The organism is Hydrogenophaga sp. SNF1 (genome assembly GCF_034421675.1).
Classification (GTDB): domain Bacteria; phylum Pseudomonadota; class Gammaproteobacteria; order Burkholderiales; family Burkholderiaceae_C; genus Hydrogenophaga; species Hydrogenophaga borbori.
The window spans coordinates 2,512,191-2,534,839 of sequence record NZ_CP139793.1; the positions used below are offsets into that span (position 1 = coordinate 2,512,191).

The window sequence follows — 22,649 nt, forward strand, 5'->3', positions numbered from 1 at the left end:
CATGCGCATCCTGTACCACCACCGCACCGCCAGCAAAGACGGCCAGGCCGTGCACATCGAGGAAATGATCGAGGCCCTGCGCGGCCTCGGCCACGAGGTGCGCATCGTCGCGCCCGCCAGCGGCGGCGACGAGGGCCGCATGGGCGGTGGTGTGGGCTGGGTGCACCGCCTCAAGGCCGTGCTGCCGCGCGCGCTCTATGAGTTGATGGAAATCAGCTACAGCGCCGTGGCCTACCGCAAACTGGTGGCCGCCGCGCGCGAGTTCCAGCCCGACGTGATCTACGAACGCTACAACCTGTTCCTGCTGGCCGGCGTCATGGCCAAGCGCAAGCTCGGCCTGCCCCTGCTGCTCGAGGTCAACGCCCCGCTGGTGCACGAGCGCGAGCAGCACAGCGGCGGCCTGTCGCTGCGGCGCCTGGCGCGCTGGGCCGAGGGCATGGCCTGGCGCGGCGCCGATGCCGTGCTGCCGGTGACGGCCGTGCTGGCGGACCACGTGAAGGCCTACGGCGTGCCGGCCGAACGCATCCATGTGGTGCCCAATGGCATCAACCGCTCGCACTTCGCGCAGGCGCCGGGCCGCGACGAGGCCAAACGCCAGCTCGGGCTGCAGGGCCGCCTGGTGCTGGGCTTCACCGGCTTCGTGCGCGAGTGGCACGGCGTGGACCGCATCATCGACTGGATGGCCACGCCCGACGCGCCGCCCGAGGCCCACCTGCTGATGGTGGGCGATGGCCCGGTGCGCGGCGCGCTGGAGGCGCAGGCGGCGCGCCTGGGCCTGTCCGACCGGGTCACTTTCACCGGCGTGGTGCACCGCGACGCCGTGCCCGCGCACGTGGCGGCCTTCGACATCGCGCTGCAGCCGGCCGTCACACCCTACGCCTCGCCGCTCAAGCTCATGGAGTACCTGGCGCTGGGCAAGGCGGTGGTGGCACCCGCCACGCCCAACCTCATGGAGGTGCTCACGCACGGGCTCAACGCACTGCTGTTCGAGGAACAGGGCCGCGGCGCGCTGGAAGCAGCGCTCACCCGCGTGTGCCGCGACGCGGAGCTGCGCGAGCGGCTGGGCGAGGGCTCCGCCAACACCATCGACCGGCTGGAGCTCACCTGGACCGGCAATGCGCGCCGCGCGGTGGCGCTGGCCCAGGCGGCCCAGGCGACACAAACCCGCGGGGCGGCCGCATGAAACCCATGAAGGTGCTGCTCTTCTCCTCGCTGTTCCCGAGCGGCGTGCGGCCCATCCACGGCATCTTCGTGGAGACGCGGTTGCGCGAGCTGGTGAAAAGCGGCGAGGTGCAGGCCAAGGTCGTGGCGCCCGTGCCCTGGTTCCCGTCCACCGCCAAGCGCTTTGGCGAGTACGCCCAGTTCGCTGCGACCCCCCGGCGCGAGGAGCGCAATGGCCTGGAGGTGTTCCACCCGCGCTACCTGCTGTTGCCCAAGGTGGGCATGAACCTCGCGCCCTGGGCCATGGCGCTGGCGGCGCTGCCGCTGCTCAGGCGCCTGCAGCGCGAGGGCTTCGATTTCGACCTCATCGACGCCCACTATTACTACCCCGACGGCGTCGCCGCCGGCCTGTTGGCGAAGTGGCTGGGCAAGCCCTTCGTGGTGACGGCGCGCGGCACCGACCTCAACCTCATCCCGCAATACGCCTACCCGCGCCGCCTGATCCTGGACACGGCGGCGCGCGCCAGCGGCTCCATCGGCGTCTGCCAGGCGCTCATGGACACGCTGCGCGACCTGGGGGGAGAGGCATCCAAGCTGCACACCCTGCGCAACGGCGTGGACCTGGAGCGCTTCGTGCCCGAGCCGCGCGCGGCGGCGCGCGAACGCCTGGGCCTGCCGGTGGACGGGCGCTACCTGCTCTCCGTCGGCCTGCTGATCGAGCGCAAGGGCCACCACATCGCCATCGAGGCGCTCACGCAGCTGCCGGACGTCACCCTGCTGATCGCCGGCTCCGGCCCGGACCGGTCGACGCTGGAGGCCCTGGCCGTGCGCCTGGGCGTGGCCGATCGCGTGCGCTTCGCGGGCGTGGTGCCGCAGGCCGAGCTGAAGTGGTGGTACGCCGCGGCCGACGTGCTCACGCTGTGCAGCAGCCGCGAAGGCTGGGCCAACGTCTTGCTCGAAGCCATGGCCTGCGGCACGCCCGTCATCGCCACCAACATCTGGGGCACGCCCGAGGTGGTGAGCACGCCGGACGCCGGCCGGCTCATGCGCGAGCGCGACGCCGCCTCGCTGGCCGAGGCCTGGCGCGCGCTCATGCTGACGCCGCCCGCGCGCGAGGCCGTGCGACGACACGCGGAGCGCTTCTCGTGGGAGGACACCACCCGCGGGCAACTCGAGCTGTTCCGGTCGGTGATCGGGCGGGCCCCTCTCGCGGCGCGAGGTCAAGGGCATGAAGCGGCGTAGTTCATGGTGGCTCGTCAGCGCCGTGCTGGTCGCGGTGCTGGCGCTGCTCTACTGGCAGTCGCCGCGTGGCGGTGCCTTCTGGTGGAGCGACGCGGCGCGCCACGCGCTCAACAGCGCCTTCGTGGCCGACCTGCTGCGCGACCGGCCCTGGCAAGACCCGGTGGGCTACGCCTACCACTACTACGCGCAGTACCCGGCGCTCACCATCCTTTTCTATCCGCCACTACTCTATGCGCTGACCGCGCCGTTCTACCTGCTGTTCGGCGTGTCGCACGAGGTCGCGCTGCTGGTGGTCTTCCTGCATTACTTCGCCTTTGGCCTGGGCTGCTGGCGGCTGGGGCGCAGCTGGCTGGCGCCGCTGCCGGCGCTGGCCTTCGCGCTGCTCATGGTGCTGCTGCCCGAGATCGCGCTCTGGGGCCGGCAGGTGATGACCGAGGTGCCGGCCTACGCCTTCCTGGTCTGGAGCGTGGTGGCATTCGTGGAGCACCGGCGCAGCGGGCGCATCGGCTGGCTCGGCCTGAGCGCGGCACTGCTGGTGCTGGCCATGAACACCAAGCTCACCGTCGGCTTCGTGGGCCTGGTCTACCTCGCCGTGTTGGCGCGCGACCAGGGCCTGGGCCTGTTGCGGCGGGGGCGGCACTGGGCGATCGCCGCGCTGACATTGGCCGCCCTGATGCCGGTGGTCGTGATGACCCTGAAATTCGGCCAGGCCAATCTGCAGTCCGTCGCCGGCGTGGCCGACGCCGTGGCACCGCGCTGGAGCGTGCAGGGCTGGCTGTGGTACCTGCAGCAACTGCCTTCGCAGATGGGCTGGCCTCTGCTGGCCGTGGCGCTGTGGGGCGTGTGGCGTGCCTGGCGCCAGCGTGCCGCGCTGCCCTGGTGGGGTTTGTGGCTGAGCTGGTTCGTGGTGGGCTATGTGTTCTTTTCCCTGATCGACCTCAAGGAAGCGCGCCACAGCGTGTTCCTGCTGCTGCCCCTGGCCTTCGTGGCCGTGTGGGCGGTTCAGGACGCCCTGCCGGTGCTCAGCGGCCAGGCGGCACTGCTGGCCCTGGTGCTGTCCACCGGTGCCATCACCTTCTGGTGGCGGCCCGTGCCGTACGTGGATGGCTATGCGCGCGTGGTCGACCAGATCGCGCGCCTGGCGCCGCGCCACAGCGTGGTGCTGTTCTCCGGCTACCGCGACGGCTCCTTCATCTTCAACCTGCGCGCGCGCGAGGACCGGCGCGACCTGAGCGTGCTGCGCGCCGACAAAATCCTGCTGCGCCTGTCCGTGCGGCGTGAGCTCGGTGTCGAGGAAAAATCCCTGAGCGAAGCGGAACTCGGCCAGCTGCTCAACGATCAAGGCGTGCACTACGTGGTGATGCAACCGGGGTTCTGGACCGACCTGGAGGCCATGCGCCGCTTCGAGCACCTGATGGCCAGCCCCCAGTTCGAGGAGGTCGCGCGCATCCCCACGCCCGCCAATCACCACGCGCACGAGACCGAGCTGGTGATCCTTCGCAACAAGGGGCCCGTCAATCCGAACCCGAGGCCGCTGAACATCGAACTCAAGATGATTGGCCGCACGATCCCCGCGAACTGAAGCGAACCGCCATGGAAGCCCTCATCTTCATGTTCGACGTGGCCTGCATGACCTACGTCTGCTGGCGCATCTACAAGGCCGACCCGAAGCGGCCCACACCCAACGACCTCGGCTACTTCCAGTACCGAGTGCATGAGCTGCATCCGCCGACCGATGCCGGCGATGGCAAGCGCCAGCGCAAGGGAAGCACGAGCGGCCGGCCTGGGGAGCGTCGCGGTGCGTGATCTGCTCTTTGCCCTGGCCATGCTGGCCCTGATCCCGCTGGCCTTCGTGCGCCCGTTCAACGCCTACATGCTGTGGGGCTGGACGTCCGCCATGATCCCCACGGGCTTCCTGTTCGGCTTCATGGCCAGTGCGCGCGTGAACTTCATCTTCGCCGGCATCACCTTGCTGCTGGTGGTGCTGCGCCGCGTGGACTGGAGCCAGTACCGATTCAACTGGGCCGTGGTCCTGTACCTGGTGTTCCTGCTGCATGCCACGGTCTCCTGGCTCACGGGCTACGCCGGCAACGACAACAACTTCAAGTACTTCGACCTGCTGATGAAGGGGCTGGTCTTCAGCATGCTCATGCCGATGTTCGTGCAGACGCGCATGCACTTTCACGCCATCCTGTTGGTGGTGGTGTTCGGCCTGGGCCTGCACGGCGTGATCGAGGGCCTGAAAACCGTGGTCTCGGGCGGCTCGCACAACATGTTCGGCCCGGCCGGCAGCATGCTGTACGACCGCAACCACCTGTCGACCGCGCTGGCGATGGTGCTGCCGATCGCCTATTACCTTTACCTGCACTCGGTGCACCGCTTCGCGCGCTGGGGTTTTCTGAGCGTGTTCGTGCTCATCGTTCTGGCCATCATGGGCGGCGGCTCGCGGGGCGGTTTCGTGGCGCTGGCGGTGGTGGCCTTCTGGCTCATCCTCACCTCGCGCCACCGCTGGCGCACGCTGTTCATTGTGCTGGCCATGGGCCTGCTGCTGTCGCAGTTCGTGCCCGACTCGGTGGTGGCCCGTCTGGAGACCATCGGCGAGGCCAAGGAGGACGACTCCTTCATGGGCCGCGTGCACGCGTGGAAGATCAGCTCGGCCCTGGCGCTGGAGCACCCCTTCTTCGGCGGCGGCTTCCACGCGGTGCAGGTGCAGTACGTGTGGGACCATTTCAAGACCGCCCCCAGCCTGCTCGACTTCCTCAACTTGCCCGAGCCCGAATTCGTGCGGGCCAAGGCCGCGCACAGCGTGTACTTCGAGGTCATGGGCGATCTGGGCTTCCTCGGGCTGTTCCTCTACCTCTTGATCTTCTCCCTGCCGCTGCTGAACCGCTTCTCCGTCAAGCGCATGGCCACGCGGCTGGGGCCCGACTACGTGTGGGCGCGCGACCTGGGCGACATGCTCATGCTGGCCGTCATGGCGTATCTGGTGGGCGGCGCCAGCGTGAGCGTGGCCTATCTGGAAATGGCCTACTTCATGGTCATGCTGATGGCGGTGCTGCAGGTGCATTTGCGCCAGCGCCTGAATGAGCACCAGCGCGAGCAGGCGCGCCTTGCGCGCGCGGCGCCCGACAGGGGGGTGGCGTGAGCGAGCCTGTGCAGCGCGATGCCGCGCCGATGGTCTCGGTGATCATGCCGGCGTGGAACGCCATGCGCTACATCCACGCCGCCATCGACAGCGTGCTCTCGCAGTCCTACCGCGACCTGGAGCTGATCGTCATCAACGACGGTTCCAGCGACGGCGACTACGCCGCGTTGGAACGCATCGACCCCCGCGTGCGCGTGATCGAAGGCCCGCGCGGCGGCGTCTCGCGCGCGCGCAACCTGGGCATGGAACAGGCGCGCGGGCGCTACCTCGCCTTCATCGACGCGGACGACCTCTGGGTGCCCGGCAAGCTGAAGGTGCAGGTGGACTACCTCGAAGCCCACCCCGAGGTCGGCATCGTGTTCGCCGAGATCCACCGCTGGCGGCCCGGACCCGACGGCACCTGGCCCGACCCGTCCGAGCACTACCCCGACGAACAGGCCCTGGCGCGCACCAACCCCGAGTGGAGCGGCTGGATGTACACGCGCATCCTGATGGGCTGCACCCTGGGCATGATCACGCCGCTCATGCGGCGCGAGGTCTACCGCCAGGCCGGCGGTTTCGACGAAAGCATGGAGCGAGGCGAGGACTACGACTTCTGGCTGCGCTGCTCGCGCCATGCGCACATCCAGGGCTTCTCGTCGGTGATGGCGATCTACCGCATCCACCCGGCCAGCGCCATGCACCGGATGATCGAGCGCAACCACCTTGCGGAGCTGCTCGAGCGCGCCCGCGAGCGCTGGGGCCTGAGCGACCCCGACGGCCATCGCCTGCCAGCGCTGCACTACCGCTACCGCCTGGGCCGCGCGCATTTCGACCACGGTTACACCCACTACTGGTCGGGCGACCCGACCGTGGCGGCGCGCGAGTTCGCGCAATCGCTGCGCCGGGGTTGCCTGGTGGGCCGATCGGCCGCGTTCTGGGTGCTGAGCCAGGTCAAGCGCCTGCGAGGCTGAAACCTCGCCCGCCGCGAACCCGCGCCGCGCTCAGGCCCCGCGCTGGCGCCAGCGCACGAACAGCGTGCGCAGCTCCCCGTACAAGGGCAGGCCAAACAGCCGCAGCAGCACGGCCCAGCCGATCGCCGCCGGCAGGCCCAGCGCCAGCACGGTGGCCCAGGCGGGCAGGGGGGGCAAGGCCCACTTGAGCGCCAGCATGCTGCCGAGCAGCACCAGCGTGAGACCGACCACCCGGGCGGCCATGGCCAGCCAGCGCCCGGGGGCGATGCCCAGGTAGCGGTACTGGATCCACAGGCCCATGGGCACGGTCAGCACCTGCGCGACCACCATGGCCTCGGCGAAGCTCTGCAGCGAGCCGTTGAACAGCAGAAGGATGAACACCGCCTTCAGGCACAGCAGCAACACCATGGGCAGCCCAGCCACATAGGGCTTGCCGATGCCCATGAGCGCCGCCGGCACGAAGGAGAACAGCACGCCCAGGCCCGCCGACACGCACAGCCAGGGCACGGCCACGGCGCTGGGCAGCCACTTGGCGCCATAGAGCAGGAAGATCACCTCGTTGGCCAGCAGCGCCGTCATGGCCATGGCCGGCAGCAGCAGCGTGGCCAGGTAGGAGGTGACGCGGCAGACCTCGGCCGCGATGTCGCCCTGGCCGTGGTGCAGGCGGGCCATGTAGGGCAGGGCGAAGTAGTTCACCGCGGGCATCACGCCGCTGCTGGCGATGTTGATGGTGGAGTTGGCCTTGCTGAAGAAGCCCACGTTGGTGGGCGTGCTGAGCCGGCCCAGGGCGATGTCGGGAATGGCGTTGTCGATCGCCGTCATGGCCGAGGTGATCATGGCGCCGACGCCGAAGTTGGCCACGCGGCCCCAGTGCTTGAGACCGGGGATCCAGGGGGTTTTCGTGGTGGACAGCAGCCGCACCGCCGTGACGTGGGTGGCGATGTTGATCAGGTTGGCCCAGGCCATGGTCATGTGGCCGAAGCCTTGCAGCGCCAAAACCACGGAGACCACGAAGTAGACGCCGAGCGCGATCAGCCCGGCCTTGGCGGTGCGCACGACCTCCATGTTGCGCACCAGGATGGCGCCGGGCAGGGCGCCGAAGGGGATGAGCACGAAACCCATGGCCAGCACCTGCACCACGTGCTCCACCCGCGGTTCGTTGAAGAAGGCCGACCACAGCGGCGCGCTCAGGAACATGACCAGCGCCATCGTCCACGACGTGCACATCACCACGCCCAGGGCGGAGCGCAGGGTGTCTTCGCTCAGTTCCTTCTGCCGCTTGATGAAGGCCGTGACGCCGAAGTCGCGGAACAGGTGGGCCACGGCCACCAGCACGGCGCTCATGGAGTACACGCCGATGTCGTCCGGGTCGAGCAGGCGGGCCAGCACCATGCTCAGGATCAGCTGCCCGGCGACTTCCGCATTGCTGAAGATCAGCTGGAAACCGAATTTCTTGCGCGTGGAGTTCAAGGGCGGCCTTGGATGTGTGCGAAATCCGGCATTCTGAAGGAAGCCGGACGGCTGCCCCTTGGCACGGTCTGGGCCGGCGAGCAGAATGCCGCACAAACACGCGTCGCCAGAGGCGCGGATGCGATGGGGGCATAGCTTGAACGGGAATGCGGCCGGTGCGCCGCAGGAGGATTCGGCATGCTGCGCTGCTTTGATGAGGGCGTCGACGCTTCTTTGCTCGACCGGGGTTCTTTTGCCTGCGGCCACCGCTTGATGGGGCATCCCGCCCTGTCCATGGAAAACCTGGCCAAGGTCATTCCGCGCTTGCCTCAGGGGCAGGTGATGTTCGCCACCCGGCGCCTGGACACCGGGGACAACTTCGAGAAGACCTTCCGCCAGAAGCCGCTGGACCGCTCGATCGAGGAAACCATCGAAACCATCCGCGAGTCCGACGCCTACATCATGGTGAACTCGCCGCAGGCGGACCCCAGCTTCGCCGAGCTCTACCAGGACATGATCCACGACGTCGAGTCCCTCATGTGGGAACGCGGCGTGGGCGACAAGGCGATCTCGCCCAAGCTCTACCTGTTCATCGCCTCGCCCAACAGCGTGACGCCCTTCCACATCGACCGCTACTCCACCTTCCTGCTGCAGTTTCGCGGCAGCAAGTGGGTCACCGTGTCCGATCCCTGGGATGATCGCGTGGTGACCTCGCCCGACCGTGAAAACTACGTTTCCTACGTGAGCACCCAGCTGCCCTGGACGCCCGAGAAGGACGGCATCAGCACACGCTACTGGTTCGAGCCCGGGCAGGCGCTGCACATCCCCTTCGTGGCCGGCCACCACGTGCACAACGGCGCCGACGACGTGTCCATCTCCATGTCCATCATCTTCAACACGCCGCAGACCGTGGACTGGCGCGACGCGCTCAACTTCAACCAGCGCGCGCGCAAGGTGCTGCGGCACGTGGGCCTGGGGCCGGGCCCGGTGGGCGTGAACCCCGGGCGCGACGCCATGAAGGCCAAGGCGTGGCGCACCTGGGCCGGCTGGCGCGGATACTAGCTTTGGCCCCCCTCTCTCCCTCGCTCTCGATCTGGCTCGACCTCTGCCGCGTGGTGGCCGCGCTGGCGGTCTACGTGGGCCATTCGGTGGTGCTGGGGCTGGCGCCCGCGGCGCTCTCGCTGACCTGGCACCGCTCGGCCGACGACGCGGTGATCGCCTTCTTCGTCATCTCGGGCTTCGTCATCGCACACAGCACGCTGTCGCGCCACGGCAGCGCCGGGCACTATGCGCTCGCGCGGGTCTCGCGCATCTACTCGGTGGCCATTCCCGCGGTGCTGCTGGCGCTGCTGCTCGACCGCATCGGCCTGGGTCTGAACCCGGAGGGCTATGCCGGCTATGCCTGGCAGTACCCCAAGGCCGCGCTGGTGCCGCCCTACCACTGGCTGTTCCTGGGCGAGGGCTGGTTCGGCTCCTGGCAGCCCTTCAGCATGGAGCCGTACTGGTCGCTGGCCTACGAGGTCTGGTACTACGCGCTGTTCGGCGTGTTCGTCTACGCGCGCGGCTGGTGGCGCTGGCCCCTGCTGGTGCTGGTGCTGGGTTTCATGGGGCCGGCCGTGCTGATGCTCTTGCCGGTGTGGTGTCTGGGCGTGTTCCTCTGTCGCCACCTGGGCGCCCTGCGCCTGGGGCCCTGGCCGGCGCGCGCCTTGATGCTGGTCTGCGCCCTGGCGTACGCGGTCTTCTTGCTGTCGGGTGCCCGGCAGGCCACGGATGGGGCCTCGCGCGCCCTGTACGCCGCCATCGCGGCTGGGGCGCCGTGGCCCTTCGAGCCGGGCTCCACCGAGCACGTGCTGTCCGACTACGTCACGGGCCTGTTGTTCGCCGGCTTCGTGGTGGGCTGCGCGGGGGCCGGCTGGAACTTCCCAGACCGCGCCGGTCGTCTGATCCGTTGGCTGGCCGACCGCACCTTCAGCTTCTACCTCATCCACTTCAGCCTGTTGGTGCTGGCGCGAGCGGCGGGGGTGTCGGCCTCGGGCTGGGCGGGCTACGCCGCCCTGCTGGCCGGCGTGCTGCTGGCGACCTGGGCGCTGGGGCAGATCGGCGAGCAGCGGCGCGAGGCCTATCGCGCGGTGTTCCGGCGTGTGGCCGACACCCTGCGGCGCGGCCTGGGTGCGCTGCTGCCGCGCGCCCGGCCCTGAGGCCCGGACGGGCAGCGGCGGGGCGCGACAATACGCCCCATGTCCGAGGCGCATTCCGAACAACTGCTGGGTGAGGTCGCGGCGCTGCCCGCGCTGCCGGGGGTCTACCGCTACTTCGACGCCCAGGGCCAGCTGCTCTACGTGGGCAAGGCGCGCAACCTGAAGAAGCGCGTTTCCAGCTACTTCCAGAAGAACCACGACGGCACGCGAATCGGCCACATGGTGAGCCGCATCGTGCGGCTGGAGACCACCGTGGTGCGCAGCGAGGCCGAGGCCCTGCTGCTCGAGAACAACCTCATCAAGACGCTCAACCCGCGGTTCAACATCCTGTTCCGCGACGACAAGAGCTACCCCTACCTCAAGATCACCGGCACGCGCGAGGCGCTGCGCCCGCTCACCGGCCGCGCGCCCAGCGCCTCCACGCTGTTCCCGCGCATGGCCTACTACCGCGGCGCGGTGGACAAGCGCCACAGCTACTACGGCCCTTACCCCAGCGCCTGGGCGGTGAAGGAGTCCATCCAGCTGCTGCAAAAGGTCTTCAAGCTGCGCACCTGCGAAGACACGGTCTTTGCCAACCGCACGCGGCCCTGCCTGCTGTACCAGATCAAGCGCTGCAGCGGCCCCTGCGTGGACCTGATCCACCAGGCCGAGTACCTGAGCGACGTGGCCAACGCCGAGCGTTTCCTGCGCGGCGAAACGCAGCAGGTGCTGCAGACGCTGGAGCGGCGCATGCTGGCGCACAGCGAGAAGCTGGAGTTCGAGCAGGCGGCCGAGATCCGCAACCAGATGACGGCGCTCTCGCGCGTGCTGCACCAGCAGAGCATGGAGGTGGGCGGCGACCAGGACGTGGACATCCTGGCCGTGAAGGTGCTGGGCGGGCGCGCCTGCGTGAACCTGGCCATGGTGCGCGGCGGTCGCCACCTGGGCGACCGGCCGTACTTTCCTGCCCACCTGGACGATGCCAGCGCGATCGAGGAGCAGATGGCGCAGGCCGAAGCCGACGGGCCCGAGGCCGTCGGGCCGTCCGCCGCCGAGGCAGTGGAGCCCGGCGAGCGCGCCGCGCGGCGCGTGCTGGAGGCCTTCATCGCCCAGCACTACCTGGGCGCGCCCATGCCGCCGGTGCTGGTGACCAGCCAGCCCGTGGGCCGGCCGCTGCTGGACGCGCTGAGCGAGCAGACCGGCCAGAAGGTGCACGCGGTGCACCAGCCCCGCGAGCACCGCCGCGCCTGGTTGGAGATGGCGCAGAAGAACGCGGGAATCGCGCTGGCGCGGCTGCTGGCCGAGGAGGGCAGCCAGCAGGCCCGCACCCGCGCCCTGGCCGAGGCCCTGCAACTGCCGGATGACGATCTGGAGGCGCTGCGCATCGAGTGCTTCGACATTTCGCACACGGCGGGCGAATCCACGCAGGCCTCCTGCGTCGTGTTCGAGGGCCACAAGCTGCAGAACAGCCAGTACCGGCGCTACAACATCGATGGCATCACGCCCGGCGACGACTATGCCGCCATGCGCCAGGTGCTGACGCGCCGCTACGGCCGCATCGCGGAGGCGCTGAAGGCCGAGGCGGGCGAGGCGGCGCTGCCGCCGGGCACGGAGGTGGCCGTGGCCGCCGGGCCCGATGGCGAGGCCGAGCCGCTGCCCCCGGCGGTGGAGGACGCGCCGGCCGTCCCCTCAGCCCCCAAGGACTCGGGCAAGGACATGCCGGCCACCGGTCCGCGGCTGCCGGACATCGTGCTCATCGACGGCGGCAAGGGCCAGGTGGGCGTGGCGCGCGAGGTGTTCCAGCAGCTCGGGCTGGACCTGGGCAGCATCGTCGGGGTGGAAAAGGGCGAGGGCCGCAAGGTGGGCCTGGAGGAGCTGGTCTTCGCCGACGGCCGCGCCAAGGTCTACCTGGGGCACGACTCGGCGGCGCTGATGCTGATCGCGCAGATTCGCGACGAGGCGCACCGTTTCGCCATCACCGGCATGCGCGCGCAGCGCGCCAAGGTGCGGGTGGGGGCGAGCCAGCTCGAAGACATCCCGGGCGTGGGCCCCAAGAAGCGCGCGCGGCTGCTGCAGCGCTTCGGCGGGGTGCGCGGCGTCGCCTCGGCCAGCGTGGAGGACCTGGCCACGGTGGAAGGCATCTCGGCCGATCTGGCCGACGCGATCTACCGGGCCCTGCACTGATGAGGGGGCGCGCCGCGCGCCAGGCTCAGTGGTCCTGCGAGGGCGCGGACATCAGCCGGTCGGCCAGCGCGATGGCCAGGGCGCTGAACAGGAAGGCGATGTGGATGAGCGTTTGCCACATCAGCACCTTCACCTCGTAGTTGCCGGCGTTGATGAAGGTCTTGAGCAGGTGGATGGAGCTGATGCCGATGATGGCCGTGGCCAGCTTGACCTTCAGCACGCTGGCGTTCACATGGCTCAGCCACTCCGGCTGGTCGGGGTGGTCTTCCAGGTTCATGCGGCTGACGAAGGTCTCGTAGCCGCCCACGATCACCATGATCAGCAGGTTGGAGATCATCACCACGTCGATCAGCGCCAGCACCACCAGCATGATGATGGTCTCGTTCAGGCTGGTCGGCACCACGTCGCTTTTGTAGCCGATGCTGCTGACCAGCTTCTGCAGGGCGATCTCGCTGCCGAAGGCGGCTTCGATGAGGTGCACCAGTTCCACCCAGAAGTGGTAGACGTAGATGGCCTGCGCGGCGATCAGGCCGATGTACAGCGGCAGCTGCAGCCAGCGGCTGGCGAAGATCAGGTTGGGCAGGGGCCGGATCGGGCGGGCGGCTTTGAGGGGGTCGGTCATGGTGTGTCGGGGCCAAAAAAAGCGGCGCACCGAATGGGCAGCCGCAGGCGTCGGTTATTGTAGAAGCCTCGTCCCGTGTCAGTTGGCCGTAAGTGCCTTTGCGCACAGTGCCGCCGGCCCCGTTTTCCAGCACAACAGTCGAGGAGACACCCGCCATGTCATCGCCTTCGTCGTCGATCGAATCCGTCCTGGTCGAGAACCGGGTGTTCGAACCCAGCGCCGCCACCGTCGCCGCCGCCCGCGTCTCGGGCATGAAGGCCTATGAAGCCCTGTGCGCCGAGGCCGACAAGGACCCCGAGGCCTTCTGGGCCCGCCTGGCCAAGGAACACCTGGCTTGGCACAAGCCCTTCACCCAGACCCTGGACGCCAGCGACAAGCCCTTCTACAAGTGGTTCCAGGACGGAGAGCTCAACGCCTCCCACAACTGCCTGGACCGCCACATGGGCACGCCGGTGGAGAACAAGACGGCGATCGTCTTCGAGGCCGACGACGGCGCGGTGACCCGGGTCACCTACAAGGAGCTGCTGGCCAAGGTCTCGCAGTTCGCCAACGCGCTCAAGGCCCGGGGCGTCAAGACGGGCGACCGCGTCATCATCTACATGCCCATGACCATCGAGGGCGTGGTGGCCATGCAGGCCTGCGCGCGCATCGGCGCCACGCACAGCGTGGTGTTCGGCGGCTTCTCGGCCAAGGCCCTGCAGGAGCGCATCCAGGACGCCGGCGCAGTGGCCGTCGTCACCGCCAACTACCAGATGCGCGGCGGCAAGGAACTGCCGCTCAAGGCCATCGTCGACGAAGGCATCGCCATGGGCGGCTGCGAGTCGATCAAGACCGTCATCACCCTGCAGCGCACCCCCACGGCCTGCCACATGGTGGCGGGCCGCGACATCACCTGGGCCGAGGCCATCGCCGGCCAGGGGACCGACTGCCCGCCGGTGTTCGTCGGCGCCGAGCATCCGCTGTTCGTGCTCTACACCTCCGGCTCCACGGGCAAGCCCAAGGGCGTGCAGCACAGCACCGCGGGCTTCCTGCTGTGGGCGCGGCTCACCATGCTCTGGACCTTCGACCTGCGGCCCGAAGACCTGTTCTGGTGCACGGCCGACATCGGCTGGATCACCGGCCACACCTACGTGGCCTATGGCCCCCTGGCCGCCGGCGCCACGCAGCTGGTGTTCGAGGGCGTGCCCACCTACCCGCACGCGGGGCGCTTCTGGCAGATGATCGAGAAGCACAAGGTCAGCATCTTCTACACCGCGCCCACGGCGATCCGCTCGCTCATCAAGGCGGCCGAAGGCGACGAGAAGGTGCACCCGAAGAACTGGAACCTGGACAGCCTGCGCCTGCTGGGCTCGGTGGGCGAGCCCATCAACCCCGAGGCCTGGATGTGGTACTTCCGGAACGTCGGCCATGAGCGCTGCCCCATCGTGGACACCTTCTGGCAGACCGAGACCGGCGGCCACGTGATCACCCCGCTGCCGGGCGCCACGCCGCTGGTGCCAGGCTCCTGCACGCTGCCGCTGCCGGGCATCGACGCGGCCATCGTGGACGAGGCGGGCCACGACGTGCCCAACGGCGCGGGCGGCATTCTGGTCATCAAGAAGCCCTGGCCCTCGATGATCCGCACCATCTGGGGCGACCCGGAGCGCTTCAAGAAGAGCTACTTCCCGCCGGAGCTCAAGGGCTACTACCTGGCGGGTGACGGCGCGGTGCGCAGCGCCGACCGCGGCTACTTCCGCATTACGGGCCGCATCGACGACGTGCTCAACGTCTCGGGTCACCGCATGGGCACCATGGAGATCGAGTCGGCCCTGGTGGCCAAGACGGACATGGTGGCCGAGGCCGCCGTGGTCGGCCGCCCCGACGACCTGACCGGCGAGGCCATCGTGGCCTTCGTGGTGCTCAAGCGCGCCCGCCCCACGGGCGACGAGGCCAAGGCCATCGCCAAGGAACTGCGCGACTGGGTGGGCAAGGAGATCGGGCCGATCGCCAAGCCCAAGGACATCCGCTTCGGCGACAACCTGCCCAAGACGCGCAGCGGCAAGATCATGCGCCGCCTGCTGCGCGCGGTCGCCAAGGGCGAAGCGATCACGCAGGACATCTCCACGCTGGAAAACCCGGCGATCCTGGAGCAGCTGGCGCAGAACAACTGACACCCCACGCTGCGCCGCTGCGCGGGGCGCGGCCCCCCGAGGGGTGCGTTTCGCCGGCGGCGATACAGCCGGCGGCGTCAAAGCTGGTGGTACACGGCCTCGGCCAGCGCCATCAGCGCCTCGCGCGGCAGCGGGCCGCTGAGCGCGTAACCGAAGCCCTGGTCCACCCAGTAGAAGCCCGGCACCGGGCCGTCCGGCGCGAAGCGGAAGGCGGTTTCGCGGCCGGCGGGCGTGGCCGCCGAGGCCGGGTCCACCGCCCCCAGGTACAGGGTCACGCGCTGGCCCCCGGCGTTCTGGAACATGAACTGGGCGCGCGCGCCGGCCTCGCCGGGCAGCAGCCGTCCGCCCACCAGCGCGTAGCCCTGGGCCTGCAGATCGGGCACCTTCAAAGGCCGGCCGGTGCGGCGGGAGAGCCACTGCACCAGGTGTTCCTGCTCGGCGGCGGCCACTTCCACGGGGTGGCGCTTCTCGGGCGAATAGACGGCGTGCGCCAGGGCCGCGTCGTGCGCGAAGGCGGGCAGGGCGGCGGCCGGGCCTCGCGCGGCCAGCCGGGTCTCGGCCGGTGCGCGCCACTGGCCGTGCGCCAGCCAGCCCGCGCCAAAGGCCAGCAGCACGCCGGCGGCCATGCCGCCCCAGCGCCACCAGCGCTCGCCGCGCTGGCGGGCCTCGCCCACGCGCTGGGCGGCGTCCAGCAGGGCGGGCGGCAGCGGTTCGTCGAGCAGGGCGCGGTGCAGGCCGCGGATCGCCTCGCGTTGCGCCCGCCAGGCGTCCAGGCGCGCGCGCGCGGCGGCGTCGTGCGCCAGGCGATGGTCGAGGGCGGCGCGCTCGGCCTCGCCGAGCTGGCCGTCGAGCAGGGCGTTGATCTCGGCGTCGCTCAGCGGGGGAGGGAAAGGGGGCTTGTCCATGGCGGCGGGGGCGGCGTCATTTCAGCCGCTTCAGGTGCGGGGAAGGCGGGGCGCTGGCCACGCCCCGGGCCGGCGCGTCCAGCAAGGCCTGCAGGCGCGCGCGGGCGCGCGACAGGCGCGACATGACCGTGCCGATGGGGGTGTCGGTGATGCGGGCCACCTGCTCGTAGCTCATGTCCTCCAGGCTCACCAGCAGCAGCACGGCGCGCTGCTCCTCGGGCAGTTGCAGCAGGCAGCGCTGCAGGTCCAGCGCCAGGTCTTGCGCGGCGTCGGGGGCGGCCAGCTCGTCTGCCGCCGCGTCCACGTCAACCGGCGTGAAGGCGGCCGAGCGCCTCAGCTGCTGTCGCACGCCGCTCACGTGCAGGTTGTGCATGAGCGTGAACAGCCAGGCCCGCAGGTCGGTGCCCACGGCCCACAGCCGCCACTTGCCGCAGGCGCGCTCCAGCGTGTCCTGCACCAGGTCGTCGGCGGCCCAGGCGTCGCCGGTGAGGGCCCGCGCGTAGCGGCGCAGCGCGGGAATCTGTGCGATCAGCTCGGGCGGGTTCATGGGCGACGGCGACCCGTGCTCGGGCGGCCTCAGGGCTTGGCGGCGCGCCAGACGTTGTTGAAACCGTCGCCGGTCTTGTCGCCCGGCTTGGTGTCGCGCACCCAGTAGTACAGGGGCTTGCCCTTGAAGGCCCATTGCTTGGCGCCGTCGTCGCGGGTGACGATGCTGTAGTCGCCCGCGGCCTTGTCGCTGGCGCCGGCCATGAAAGGCGGCCAGTTGGTGGCGCAGGGCCCGTTGCAGACCGATTTGCCGCTGCCCGCCGCGTCGCGGTCGAAGGTGTAGAGCGTCATCTGGTTGGGGCCGACGAGCACGCCGTCGGCCATCTTGGCCGGTGCGGCGGGGGCAAGCATCGAGGCGCAGCCGCCGAGCAGGGCGGTGGCCAGGGCAAGGGACATCAGCGATTTCATGGCGTGTTCTCCGGGTGGATGGTGGCGCAGGACGGGGCGTCCTGCACTGGAGTCAACGCCGGGCGGGGGCGGTTTATTCCCGCGCGCCGAAAAAATCAGCGCTTTTGCTCTTTCATCGCCCGCTCCACCTCACGTTTGCCCTCGCGGTCCTTGATGGTGTTGCGCTTGTCGTGCTCGCCCTTGCCCTTGCCCAGGGCGATCTCGCACTTCACGCGGCCGCCTTTCCAGTGCAGGTTCAGCGGCACCAGGGCGAAGCCCTTTTGTTCGACCTTGCCGATCAGGCGGTGGATCTGCGCCTTGTGCAGCAGCAGCTTCTTGGTGCGCGCGGACTCGGCGCTCACGTGCGTGCTGGCGGTGCGCAGGGGGTTGATCTGGCAGCCGATCAGGAAGAGCTCGCCGTCGCGGATGACCACGTAGCCGTCGGTGAGCTGCACCTTGCCTTCGCGCAGGGCTTTCACTTCCCAGCCCTGCAGCACCATGCCCGCCTCGAAGCGTTCCTCGATGGCGTAGTTGAACAGCGCCTTCTTGTTGTCGGCGATGCGGCTGTCGCTGGGCTGGTGTTGGCTGGTGGTGGACATGGGTGGGAGGTGGGGGCGAAAGCCCGGGCGGCAAGGGCGGGGGCGACACTAGAATCGCCGAGGCCCTGTCGCGGCGCCCGCGGGCGCGGTGCCCGCGCGGGACCGGCGATTGTATGAAAACCATTCACAAGTCCGTGCTGCTGTGGCACAGCGCCCATGAGATGTTCGCGCTGGTCACCGATGTGCAGCACTACCCCCAGTTCCTGCCCTGGTGCGACCGCGCCGACGTGATCGAGCGCACGCCCGAGGGCATGGTGGCCCGCGTGGGCATGTCCATTGGCGGCCTGCAGCAAGGCTTCACCACCCGCAACACCCATGTGCCGGACCGCGAGGTCCACATGGCGCTGGTCGATGGCCCCTTCTCCCAGCTCGACGGGGTCTGGAAGTTCCTGCCCCTGGGCGACGGCTCGCAGCGCGCCTGCAAGGTCGAGTTCACCCTGCGCTACGGCTTCTCCAGCGCCGCCCTGGCCGCGGTGGTGGGGCCGGTGTTCGACCGCATCGCGGGCAACCTGGTGGACGCCTTCGTCAAGCGCGCCGACCAGGTCTACGGCACCGCCTGAGCCATGCGCGTGACCTTGCTGTACGCCAGCGCGCCGCGCACGGTGCACCAGGCCGAGGTGGACCTGCCCGACGGCGCCAGCGCCCGGGACGCCTTGCGCGTGGCGGGCTGGCCCCTGCGGTTCCCCGAAACGGCCTCGCTGGGAGATGGCTTGAGTCTGGCCGTCTGGGGCCGCCGCTGCGAGCCCGACCAGGCCTTGCGCGAGGGCGACCGCCTGGAGCTGCTGCGCGCCTTGCGCGTGGACCCCAAGGTGGCGCGGCGCGAGCGCTTCGCGGGGCAGGGCGCGCGCGGTACCGGTCTGTTCTCGAAACGCCGGCCGAACAGCAAGGCCGGGTACTGAGACCGCTACTGCGGCAGCGGCCCGCAGTCGCTGGCGATGATCTGCTGCAGGCGCTGGGCCTCGCTGGCCCGGCGCGCGTCGTCCATGATCTCGCGCTCGCCCTTGGCGTTGGTGGTGGCCAGGCGCTGGCCCGAATCGAGCGTGGTCTTGGCGGTCTTGGCGCGCTGGCAGTTCTCGGCCCGGGCGCGCGCCAGTTTCTCGGCCTCCTGCTTTTTCTTCGCGGCCTCGGCGGCCTCCGCCTCCTTCTTGCGCGCCTCGAGTTCCTTGTCGACGCCCGGGGCCTGGGGCGTGGGCGGCGCGGCGGCATCGCCCGGGGAGGACGACGAAACGGCAGCGGGCGCCGGCGGGTGGGCCGGTGACGCGGACATGGGCCCGGCGGCGGCGGCGGGGCGCTTGAGGATGTTCTTGTCGGGCGTGCCGGCCGGCGGCGCGGTGTCGCTGTAGACCTTGCGGCCGGCGTTGTCGATCCATTGCCACTGGGCCAGGGCCGGCGCCGCCATCGCGGCGGTGAGTGCCAGGGCGGCCAGCGAGCGCAGGGCGAGGGGAGCGAAGGGCGTGTTCGGCATTCGGCCAGTGTATGTCCGGGGTGCCGCGCCCGGCCCCCCGCGGCCGCCGAAGCGATGCCCTCAGGCAACGGACGGCACCGGCCCGGCGCCGGACGGACGACCAGGGGGCCACGTTTACAATCCGCTTTTTGGAGTCTCCCTCATGCGCCTCCTCGGCAACGCGCTCACCTTCGACGACGTTTTGCTGGTGCCCGCGTACTCCCAGGTCCTGCCCAAGGACACCTCGCTGGCCACCCGTTTCTCCCGCAACATCCAGCTCAACCTGCCGCTCGTGTCCGCCGCCATGGACACCGTCACCGAGGCCCGCCTGGCGATCGCCATCGCCCAGGAAGGCGGCATGGGCATCATCCACAAGAACCTCACGGCCACCGAGCAGGCCGCCCAGGTCGCCAAGGTCAAGCGCTACGAAAGCGGCGTGCTGCGCGATCCGGTGGTGATTGCGCCCGACACCACGGTGCGCCAGGTGATGAAGCTCTCCGACGAACTGGGCGTCTCCGGCTTCCCCGTGGTGGACGCGGGCAAGGTGGTGGGCATCGTCACCGGGCGCGACCTGCGCTTCGAGACCCGCTACGAGCTGCCGGTGCGCGAGATCATGACCCCGCGCGAGCGCCTGATCACCGTGCCCGAGGGCACCACGCCGGAAGAGGCCAAGGCCCTGCTCAACAAGCACAAGCTCGAGCGCCTGCTGGTCGTCAACGAGGCCTTCGAGCTCAAGGGCCTGATCACGGTCAAGGACATCACCAAGCAGCTCAACTTCCCCAACGCCGCGCGCGACGCGGCCGGCCGCCTGCGCGTGGGCGCGGCGGTGGGCGTGGGCGAGGGCACCGAGGAGCGTGTCGAGGCCCTGGTCAGGGCCGGTGTCGACGCCATCGTGGTGGACACCGCGCACGGCCACAGCCGCGGCGTGATCGAGCGCGTGCGCTGGGTCAAACAGAACTACCCGCAGGTGGACGTGGTGGGCGGCAACATCGCCACCGGCGCGGCCGCGCTGGCGCTGGCCGAGGCCGGCGCCGACGCGGTCAAGGTCGGCATCGGCCCGGGCTCCATCTGCACCACCCGCATCGTGGCCGGCGTGGGTGTGCCGCAGATCATGGCCGTGGACAGCGTCGCCACCGCACTGCGCGGCAGCGGCATCCCGCTCATCGCCGACGGCGGCATCCGCTACAGCGGCGACATCGCCAAGGCCATCGCGGCCGGCGCCAGCACCGTGATGATGGGCGGCATGTTCGCCGGCACCGAAGAGGCGCCGGGCGAGGTCATCCTCTACCAGGGCCGCAGCTACAAGAGCTACCGCGGCATGGGCTCGATCGGCGCCATGCAGCAGGGCAGTGCCGACCGCTACTTCCAGGAAAGCAGCACCGGCAACCCCAACGCCGACAAGCTGGTGCCCGAGGGCATCGAAGGCCGCGTTCCCTACAAGGGCTCGGTGGTGTCCATCCTGTTCCAGCTCTCGGGCGGCGTGCGCGCCAGCATGGGCTACTGCGGCTGCGCCACCATCCAGGAGATGAAGGAGCGCGCCGAGTTCGTGCAGATCACGGCCGCCGGCATGCGCGAAAGCCACGTGCACGACGTGCAGATCACCAAGGAAGCGCCCAACTACCGAGCCGATTGATCCCCCGCGCCGCCGCCTGCGGCGTCACCCCCAAGGGGGCGGCACCTGCGGCCTGGCAAGGCCAGTTCCGCGGTGCCCTGGAAGGGGGAGCCTCCTGCTCAACGGGTCGTCTTTCGAGACGGCCCGTCTCTTTTTTTGACGTTCACCGACCACCATGCAGCACGACAAGATCCTCATCCTCGACTTCGGCTCCCAGGTCACCCAGCTCATTGCGCGCCGCATCCGCGAGGCGCACGTCTACTGCGAGGTGCACCCCTGCGACGTCAGCAGCGACTGGGTGCGCGGGTTCGCCGCCGACGGGCGCCTGAAGGGCGTGGTGCTCTCGGGCAGCCACGCCAGCGTGTACGAGGTGGACGACAAGGCGCCCGAGGCCGTCTACGAACTGGGTGTCCCGGTGCTGGGCATCTGCTACGGCATGCAGACCATGGCGCAGCAGCTGGGCGGCAAGGTCGAGGGCTCCCACACCCGCGAGTTCGGCTACGCCGAGGTGCGCGCGCGCGGCCACACCGCGCTGCTGAAGGACATCGCCGACTTCACCACGCCCGAAGGCCACGGCATGCTCAAGGTGTGGATGAGCCACGGCGACAAGGTGACCGAGCTGCCGCCCGGCTTCAAGCTCATGGCCAGCACGCCCAGCTGCCCCATCGCCGGCATGGCCGACGAGGCGCGCCGCTTCTATGGCGTGCAGTTCCACCCCGAGGTCACGCACACCGTGCAGGGCCGCGCCCTGCTCGAGCGCTTCGTGCTGGAGATCTGCGGCACCAGCCCCGACTGGGTGATGCGCGACCACATCGCCGAGGCGGTGGAGAAGATCCGCGAGCAGGTGGGCGACGAGGAGGTGATCCTGGGCCTGTCCGGCGGGGTGGATTCCTCCGTGGCGGCCGCGCTCATCCACCGCGCCATCGGCGACCAGCTCACCTGCGTCTTCGTCGACCACGGCCTGCTGCGCCTGAACGAGGGCGACATGGTGATGGAGATGTTCGCCGGCAAGCTGCACGCCAAGGTGGTGCGCGTGGACGCCAGCGAGCTTTTCCTCGGCGAACTGGCCGGCGTGAGCGACCCCGAGCAAAAGCGCAAGATCATCGGCCGCCTGTTCGTTGACGTCTTCAAGGCCGAGGCCGCCAAGCTCACCTCAAGTGGTGCTTCAACAAAAGGCGCCAAGTGGTTGGCACAAGGCACCATTTACCCGGATGTGATCGAGTCTGGTGGCGCCAAGAGCAAGAAGGCCGTCACCATCAAGAGCCACCACAACGTGGGCGGCCTGCCCGAACAGCTGGGCCTCAAACTGCTCGAGCCGCTGCGCGATTTGTTCAAGGACGAGGTGCGCGAACTCGGCGTGGCCCTGGGCCTGCCGCACGACATGGTCTACCGCCACCCCTTCCCGGGGCCGGGCCTGGGCGTGCGCATCCTTGGTGAGGTGAAGAAGGACTACGCCGACCTGCTGCGACGCGCCGACGCCATCTTCATCGAGGAGCTGCGCTCCACGATCGAGCCGCATTCCGGCAAGAGCTGGTACGACCTGACCAGCCAGGCCTTCACGGTGTTCCTGCCGGTCAAGAGCGTGGGTGTCATGGGCGACGGCCGCACCTACGACTATGTGGTGGCCCTGCGCGCGGTGCAGACCAGCGACTTCATGACCGCCGACTGGGCCGAGCTGCCCTACAGCCTGCTCAAGCGCGTGTCGGGCCGCATCATCAACGAGGTGCGCGGCATCAACCGCGTGACCTACGACGTGAGCTCCAAGCCGCCGGCGACGATCGAGTGGGAGTGATCCGGCGTCTGGCACTGGCTGGCATCTAGTAGCACTAAAACACACCTAAGCCCGCGTCACTGCGGGCTTTTTTGTGATTTCGTTCAGCACCGCCTGGCAACATTTGGCATCGCCAAGCACCGTTTTTTCATGGCATGATGGATGGCATTGAATGCTTCTATGCCATGAGAAGTCGCCAATACCATGCAACCACCTTGCGGATGTTCATGGTATCGAATTTGTGTAAGACGATGATTTAATTGTTGTTTTACGCCAGGATGGGCCGGTTTTCTGATCATGGT

At 69.3% G+C, this 22,649-nt stretch carries 21 protein-coding genes; 14 read left to right on the forward strand and 7 right to left on the reverse strand.

Going from position 1 to position 22,649, the window contains the following annotated elements; all coding sequences use genetic code 11:
• The first annotated feature begins 1 nt into the window (after window position 1).
• Genes SOM08_RS11920 through SOM08_RS11945 form a run of 6 tightly spaced genes read left to right on the forward strand, consistent with a single transcriptional unit; the run spans window position 2 to window position 6,501 of the window.
• The gene (locus SOM08_RS11920) at window positions 2-1,183 is read left to right on the forward strand and encodes a glycosyltransferase family 4 protein (RefSeq protein WP_116957395.1); all 1,182 of its coding nucleotides are present in this window, start codon (window positions 2-4) and stop codon (window positions 1,181-1,183) included.
• Window positions 1,180-2,403 (forward strand): glycosyltransferase family 4 protein, encoded by a 1,224-nt coding sequence (locus SOM08_RS11925; protein WP_116957394.1) that lies wholly within the window; start codon window positions 1,180-1,182, stop codon window positions 2,401-2,403. Before SOM08_RS11920 ends, SOM08_RS11925 begins: the two co-directional genes overlap by 4 nt.
• The gene (locus tag SOM08_RS11930; RefSeq protein WP_116957393.1) at window positions 2,390-3,985 is read left to right on the forward strand and encodes an ArnT family glycosyltransferase; all 1,596 of its coding nucleotides are present in this window, start codon (window positions 2,390-2,392) and stop codon (window positions 3,983-3,985) included. The genes SOM08_RS11925 and SOM08_RS11930 overlap by 14 nt, the downstream gene beginning before the upstream one ends.
• A gap of 11 nt (window positions 3,986-3,996) precedes the next feature.
• Complete coding sequence (locus SOM08_RS11935; RefSeq protein WP_116957392.1) at window positions 3,997-4,209, forward strand: hypothetical protein; 213 nt, start codon at window positions 3,997-3,999, stop codon at window positions 4,207-4,209.
• Complete coding sequence (locus SOM08_RS11940) at window positions 4,202-5,548, forward strand: putative O-glycosylation ligase, exosortase A system-associated (RefSeq protein ID WP_116957391.1); 1,347 nt, start codon at window positions 4,202-4,204, stop codon at window positions 5,546-5,548. The genes SOM08_RS11935 and SOM08_RS11940 overlap by 8 nt, the downstream gene beginning before the upstream one ends.
• On the forward strand, window positions 5,545-6,501 hold the full coding sequence (locus SOM08_RS11945) for a glycosyltransferase family 2 protein (RefSeq protein ID WP_116957390.1): 957 nt from the start codon (window positions 5,545-5,547) through the stop codon (window positions 6,499-6,501). Before SOM08_RS11940 ends, SOM08_RS11945 begins: the two co-directional genes overlap by 4 nt.
• Window positions 6,502-6,531: 30 nt before the next feature.
• Here the strand turns inward: SOM08_RS11945 and SOM08_RS11950 are convergent, their stop codons facing one another.
• Window positions 6,532-7,971, reverse strand: coding sequence for an oligosaccharide flippase family protein (locus SOM08_RS11950; protein ID WP_181936391.1), 1,440 nt, complete (start codon window positions 7,969-7,971; stop codon window positions 6,532-6,534).
• A 177-nt stretch (window positions 7,972-8,148) separates the two neighbouring features.
• Here SOM08_RS11950 and SOM08_RS11955 point away from each other — a divergent pair, with 177 nt between their 5' ends.
• From SOM08_RS11955 to uvrC, 3 genes are read left to right on the forward strand one after another with little or no spacing between them, the layout of a single operon-like run.
• On the forward strand, window positions 8,149-9,012 hold the full coding sequence (locus SOM08_RS11955; RefSeq protein ID WP_116957388.1) for a cupin-like domain-containing protein: 864 nt from the start codon (window positions 8,149-8,151) through the stop codon (window positions 9,010-9,012).
• Window positions 9,013-9,014: 2 nt separating this feature from the next.
• Window positions 9,015-10,148, forward strand: coding sequence for an acyltransferase family protein (locus SOM08_RS11960; RefSeq protein WP_181936390.1), 1,134 nt, complete (start codon window positions 9,015-9,017; stop codon window positions 10,146-10,148).
• Between the two features lie 39 nt (window positions 10,149-10,187).
• Window positions 10,188-12,311, forward strand: a complete 2,124-nt coding sequence (gene uvrC / locus SOM08_RS11965) for an excinuclease ABC subunit UvrC (RefSeq protein ID WP_322469010.1) — start codon at window positions 10,188-10,190, stop codon at window positions 12,309-12,311.
• A gap of 25 nt (window positions 12,312-12,336) precedes the next feature.
• On the opposite strand, the gene SOM08_RS11970 is transcribed toward uvrC, so the two are convergent.
• Window positions 12,337-12,933: a YqhA family protein gene (locus SOM08_RS11970; RefSeq protein ID WP_070398511.1), complete on the reverse strand. Its 597-nt coding sequence runs from the start codon at window positions 12,931-12,933 to the stop codon at window positions 12,337-12,339.
• A 155-nt stretch (window positions 12,934-13,088) separates the two neighbouring features.
• On the opposite strand from SOM08_RS11970, the gene acs reads away from it, so the two are divergent.
• Entirely contained in the window at window positions 13,089-15,083 is a 1,995-nt protein-coding gene (gene acs / locus SOM08_RS11975) for an acetate--CoA ligase (protein ID WP_116957385.1), read from the forward strand.
• 77 nt (window positions 15,084-15,160) lie between these two features.
• On the opposite strand, the gene SOM08_RS11980 is transcribed toward acs, so the two are convergent.
• From SOM08_RS11980 to smpB, 4 genes are all read right to left on the reverse strand, one after another.
• Complete coding sequence (locus SOM08_RS11980; protein WP_116957384.1) at window positions 15,161-15,988, reverse strand: anti-sigma factor family protein; 828 nt, start codon at window positions 15,986-15,988, stop codon at window positions 15,161-15,163.
• A gap of 16 nt (window positions 15,989-16,004) precedes the next feature.
• Window positions 16,005-16,535, reverse strand: coding sequence for an RNA polymerase sigma factor (locus SOM08_RS11985; protein ID WP_116957383.1), 531 nt, complete (start codon window positions 16,533-16,535; stop codon window positions 16,005-16,007).
• Window positions 16,536-16,564: 29 nt separating this feature from the next.
• Window positions 16,565-16,942 carry a hypothetical protein gene (locus tag SOM08_RS11990; protein WP_116957382.1) on the reverse strand — a complete coding sequence of 126 codons (378 nt, stop codon included), beginning with the start codon at window positions 16,940-16,942 and terminating at the stop codon, window positions 16,565-16,567.
• Between the two features lie 95 nt (window positions 16,943-17,037).
• Window positions 17,038-17,520: an SsrA-binding protein SmpB gene (gene smpB, locus SOM08_RS11995; protein ID WP_116957381.1), complete on the reverse strand. Its 483-nt coding sequence runs from the start codon at window positions 17,518-17,520 to the stop codon at window positions 17,038-17,040.
• Between the two features lie 113 nt (window positions 17,521-17,633).
• Here smpB and SOM08_RS12000 point away from each other — a divergent pair, with 113 nt between their 5' ends.
• Together SOM08_RS12000 and SOM08_RS12005 are read left to right on the forward strand one after the other, a co-directional pair.
• Window positions 17,634-18,080, forward strand: a complete 447-nt coding sequence (locus SOM08_RS12000; RefSeq protein ID WP_116957380.1) for a type II toxin-antitoxin system RatA family toxin — start codon at window positions 17,634-17,636, stop codon at window positions 18,078-18,080.
• A 3-nt stretch (window positions 18,081-18,083) separates the two neighbouring features.
• Window positions 18,084-18,419: an RnfH family protein gene (locus SOM08_RS12005; protein WP_322469011.1), complete on the forward strand. Its 336-nt coding sequence runs from the start codon at window positions 18,084-18,086 to the stop codon at window positions 18,417-18,419.
• Window positions 18,420-18,424: 5 nt separating this feature from the next.
• Here the strand turns inward: SOM08_RS12005 and SOM08_RS12010 are convergent, their stop codons facing one another.
• Window positions 18,425-18,985, reverse strand: a complete 561-nt coding sequence (locus SOM08_RS12010; RefSeq protein ID WP_322469012.1) for a DUF4124 domain-containing protein — start codon at window positions 18,983-18,985, stop codon at window positions 18,425-18,427.
• Window positions 18,986-19,127: 142 nt separating this feature from the next.
• Here SOM08_RS12010 and guaB point away from each other — a divergent pair, with 142 nt between their 5' ends.
• Window positions 19,128-20,597 (forward strand): IMP dehydrogenase, encoded by a 1,470-nt coding sequence (gene guaB / locus SOM08_RS12015; RefSeq protein WP_322469013.1) that lies wholly within the window; start codon window positions 19,128-19,130, stop codon window positions 20,595-20,597.
• 154 nt (window positions 20,598-20,751) lie between these two features.
• Window positions 20,752-22,368, forward strand: coding sequence for a glutamine-hydrolyzing GMP synthase (gene guaA, locus SOM08_RS12020; RefSeq protein WP_116957377.1), 1,617 nt, complete (start codon window positions 20,752-20,754; stop codon window positions 22,366-22,368).
• Window positions 22,369-22,649 lie beyond the last annotated feature (281 nt).

What these genes read in the sequence shown, in the direction of transcription:
- SOM08_RS11920 (WP_116957395.1), top strand. Translation starts at nt 2, where the DNA reads ATGCGCATCCTGTACCACCACCGCACCGCCAGCAAAGACGGCCAGGCC.
- SOM08_RS11925 (WP_116957394.1), top strand. Translation starts at nt 1,180, where the DNA reads ATGAAACCCATGAAGGTGCTGCTCTTCTCCTCGCTGTTCCCGAGCGGC.
- SOM08_RS11930 (WP_116957393.1), top strand. Translation starts at nt 2,390, where the DNA reads ATGAAGCGGCGTAGTTCATGGTGGCTCGTCAGCGCCGTGCTGGTCGCG.
- SOM08_RS11935 (WP_116957392.1), top strand. Translation starts at nt 3,997, where the DNA reads ATGGAAGCCCTCATCTTCATGTTCGACGTGGCCTGCATGACCTACGTC.
- SOM08_RS11955 (WP_116957388.1), top strand. Translation starts at nt 8,149, where the DNA reads ATGCTGCGCTGCTTTGATGAGGGCGTCGACGCTTCTTTGCTCGACCGG.
- uvrC (WP_322469010.1), top strand. Translation starts at nt 10,188, where the DNA reads ATGTCCGAGGCGCATTCCGAACAACTGCTGGGTGAGGTCGCGGCGCTG.
- SOM08_RS11970 (WP_070398511.1), bottom strand. Translation starts at nt 12,933, where the DNA reads ATGACCGACCCCCTCAAAGCCGCCCGCCCGATCCGGCCCCTGCCCAAC.
- acs (WP_116957385.1), top strand. Translation starts at nt 13,089, where the DNA reads ATGTCATCGCCTTCGTCGTCGATCGAATCCGTCCTGGTCGAGAACCGG.
- SOM08_RS11980 (WP_116957384.1), bottom strand. Translation starts at nt 15,988, where the DNA reads ATGGACAAGCCCCCTTTCCCTCCCCCGCTGAGCGACGCCGAGATCAAC.
- SOM08_RS11985 (WP_116957383.1), bottom strand. Translation starts at nt 16,535, where the DNA reads ATGAACCCGCCCGAGCTGATCGCACAGATTCCCGCGCTGCGCCGCTAC.
- SOM08_RS11990 (WP_116957382.1), bottom strand. Translation starts at nt 16,942, where the DNA reads ATGAAATCGCTGATGTCCCTTGCCCTGGCCACCGCCCTGCTCGGCGGC.
- smpB (WP_116957381.1), bottom strand. Translation starts at nt 17,520, where the DNA reads ATGTCCACCACCAGCCAACACCAGCCCAGCGACAGCCGCATCGCCGAC.
- SOM08_RS12000 (WP_116957380.1), top strand. Translation starts at nt 17,634, where the DNA reads ATGAAAACCATTCACAAGTCCGTGCTGCTGTGGCACAGCGCCCATGAG.
- SOM08_RS12005 (WP_322469011.1), top strand. Translation starts at nt 18,084, where the DNA reads ATGCGCGTGACCTTGCTGTACGCCAGCGCGCCGCGCACGGTGCACCAG.
- SOM08_RS12010 (WP_322469012.1), bottom strand. Translation starts at nt 18,985, where the DNA reads ATGCCGAACACGCCCTTCGCTCCCCTCGCCCTGCGCTCGCTGGCCGCC.
- guaB (WP_322469013.1), top strand. Translation starts at nt 19,128, where the DNA reads ATGCGCCTCCTCGGCAACGCGCTCACCTTCGACGACGTTTTGCTGGTG.
- guaA (WP_116957377.1), top strand. Translation starts at nt 20,752, where the DNA reads ATGCAGCACGACAAGATCCTCATCCTCGACTTCGGCTCCCAGGTCACC.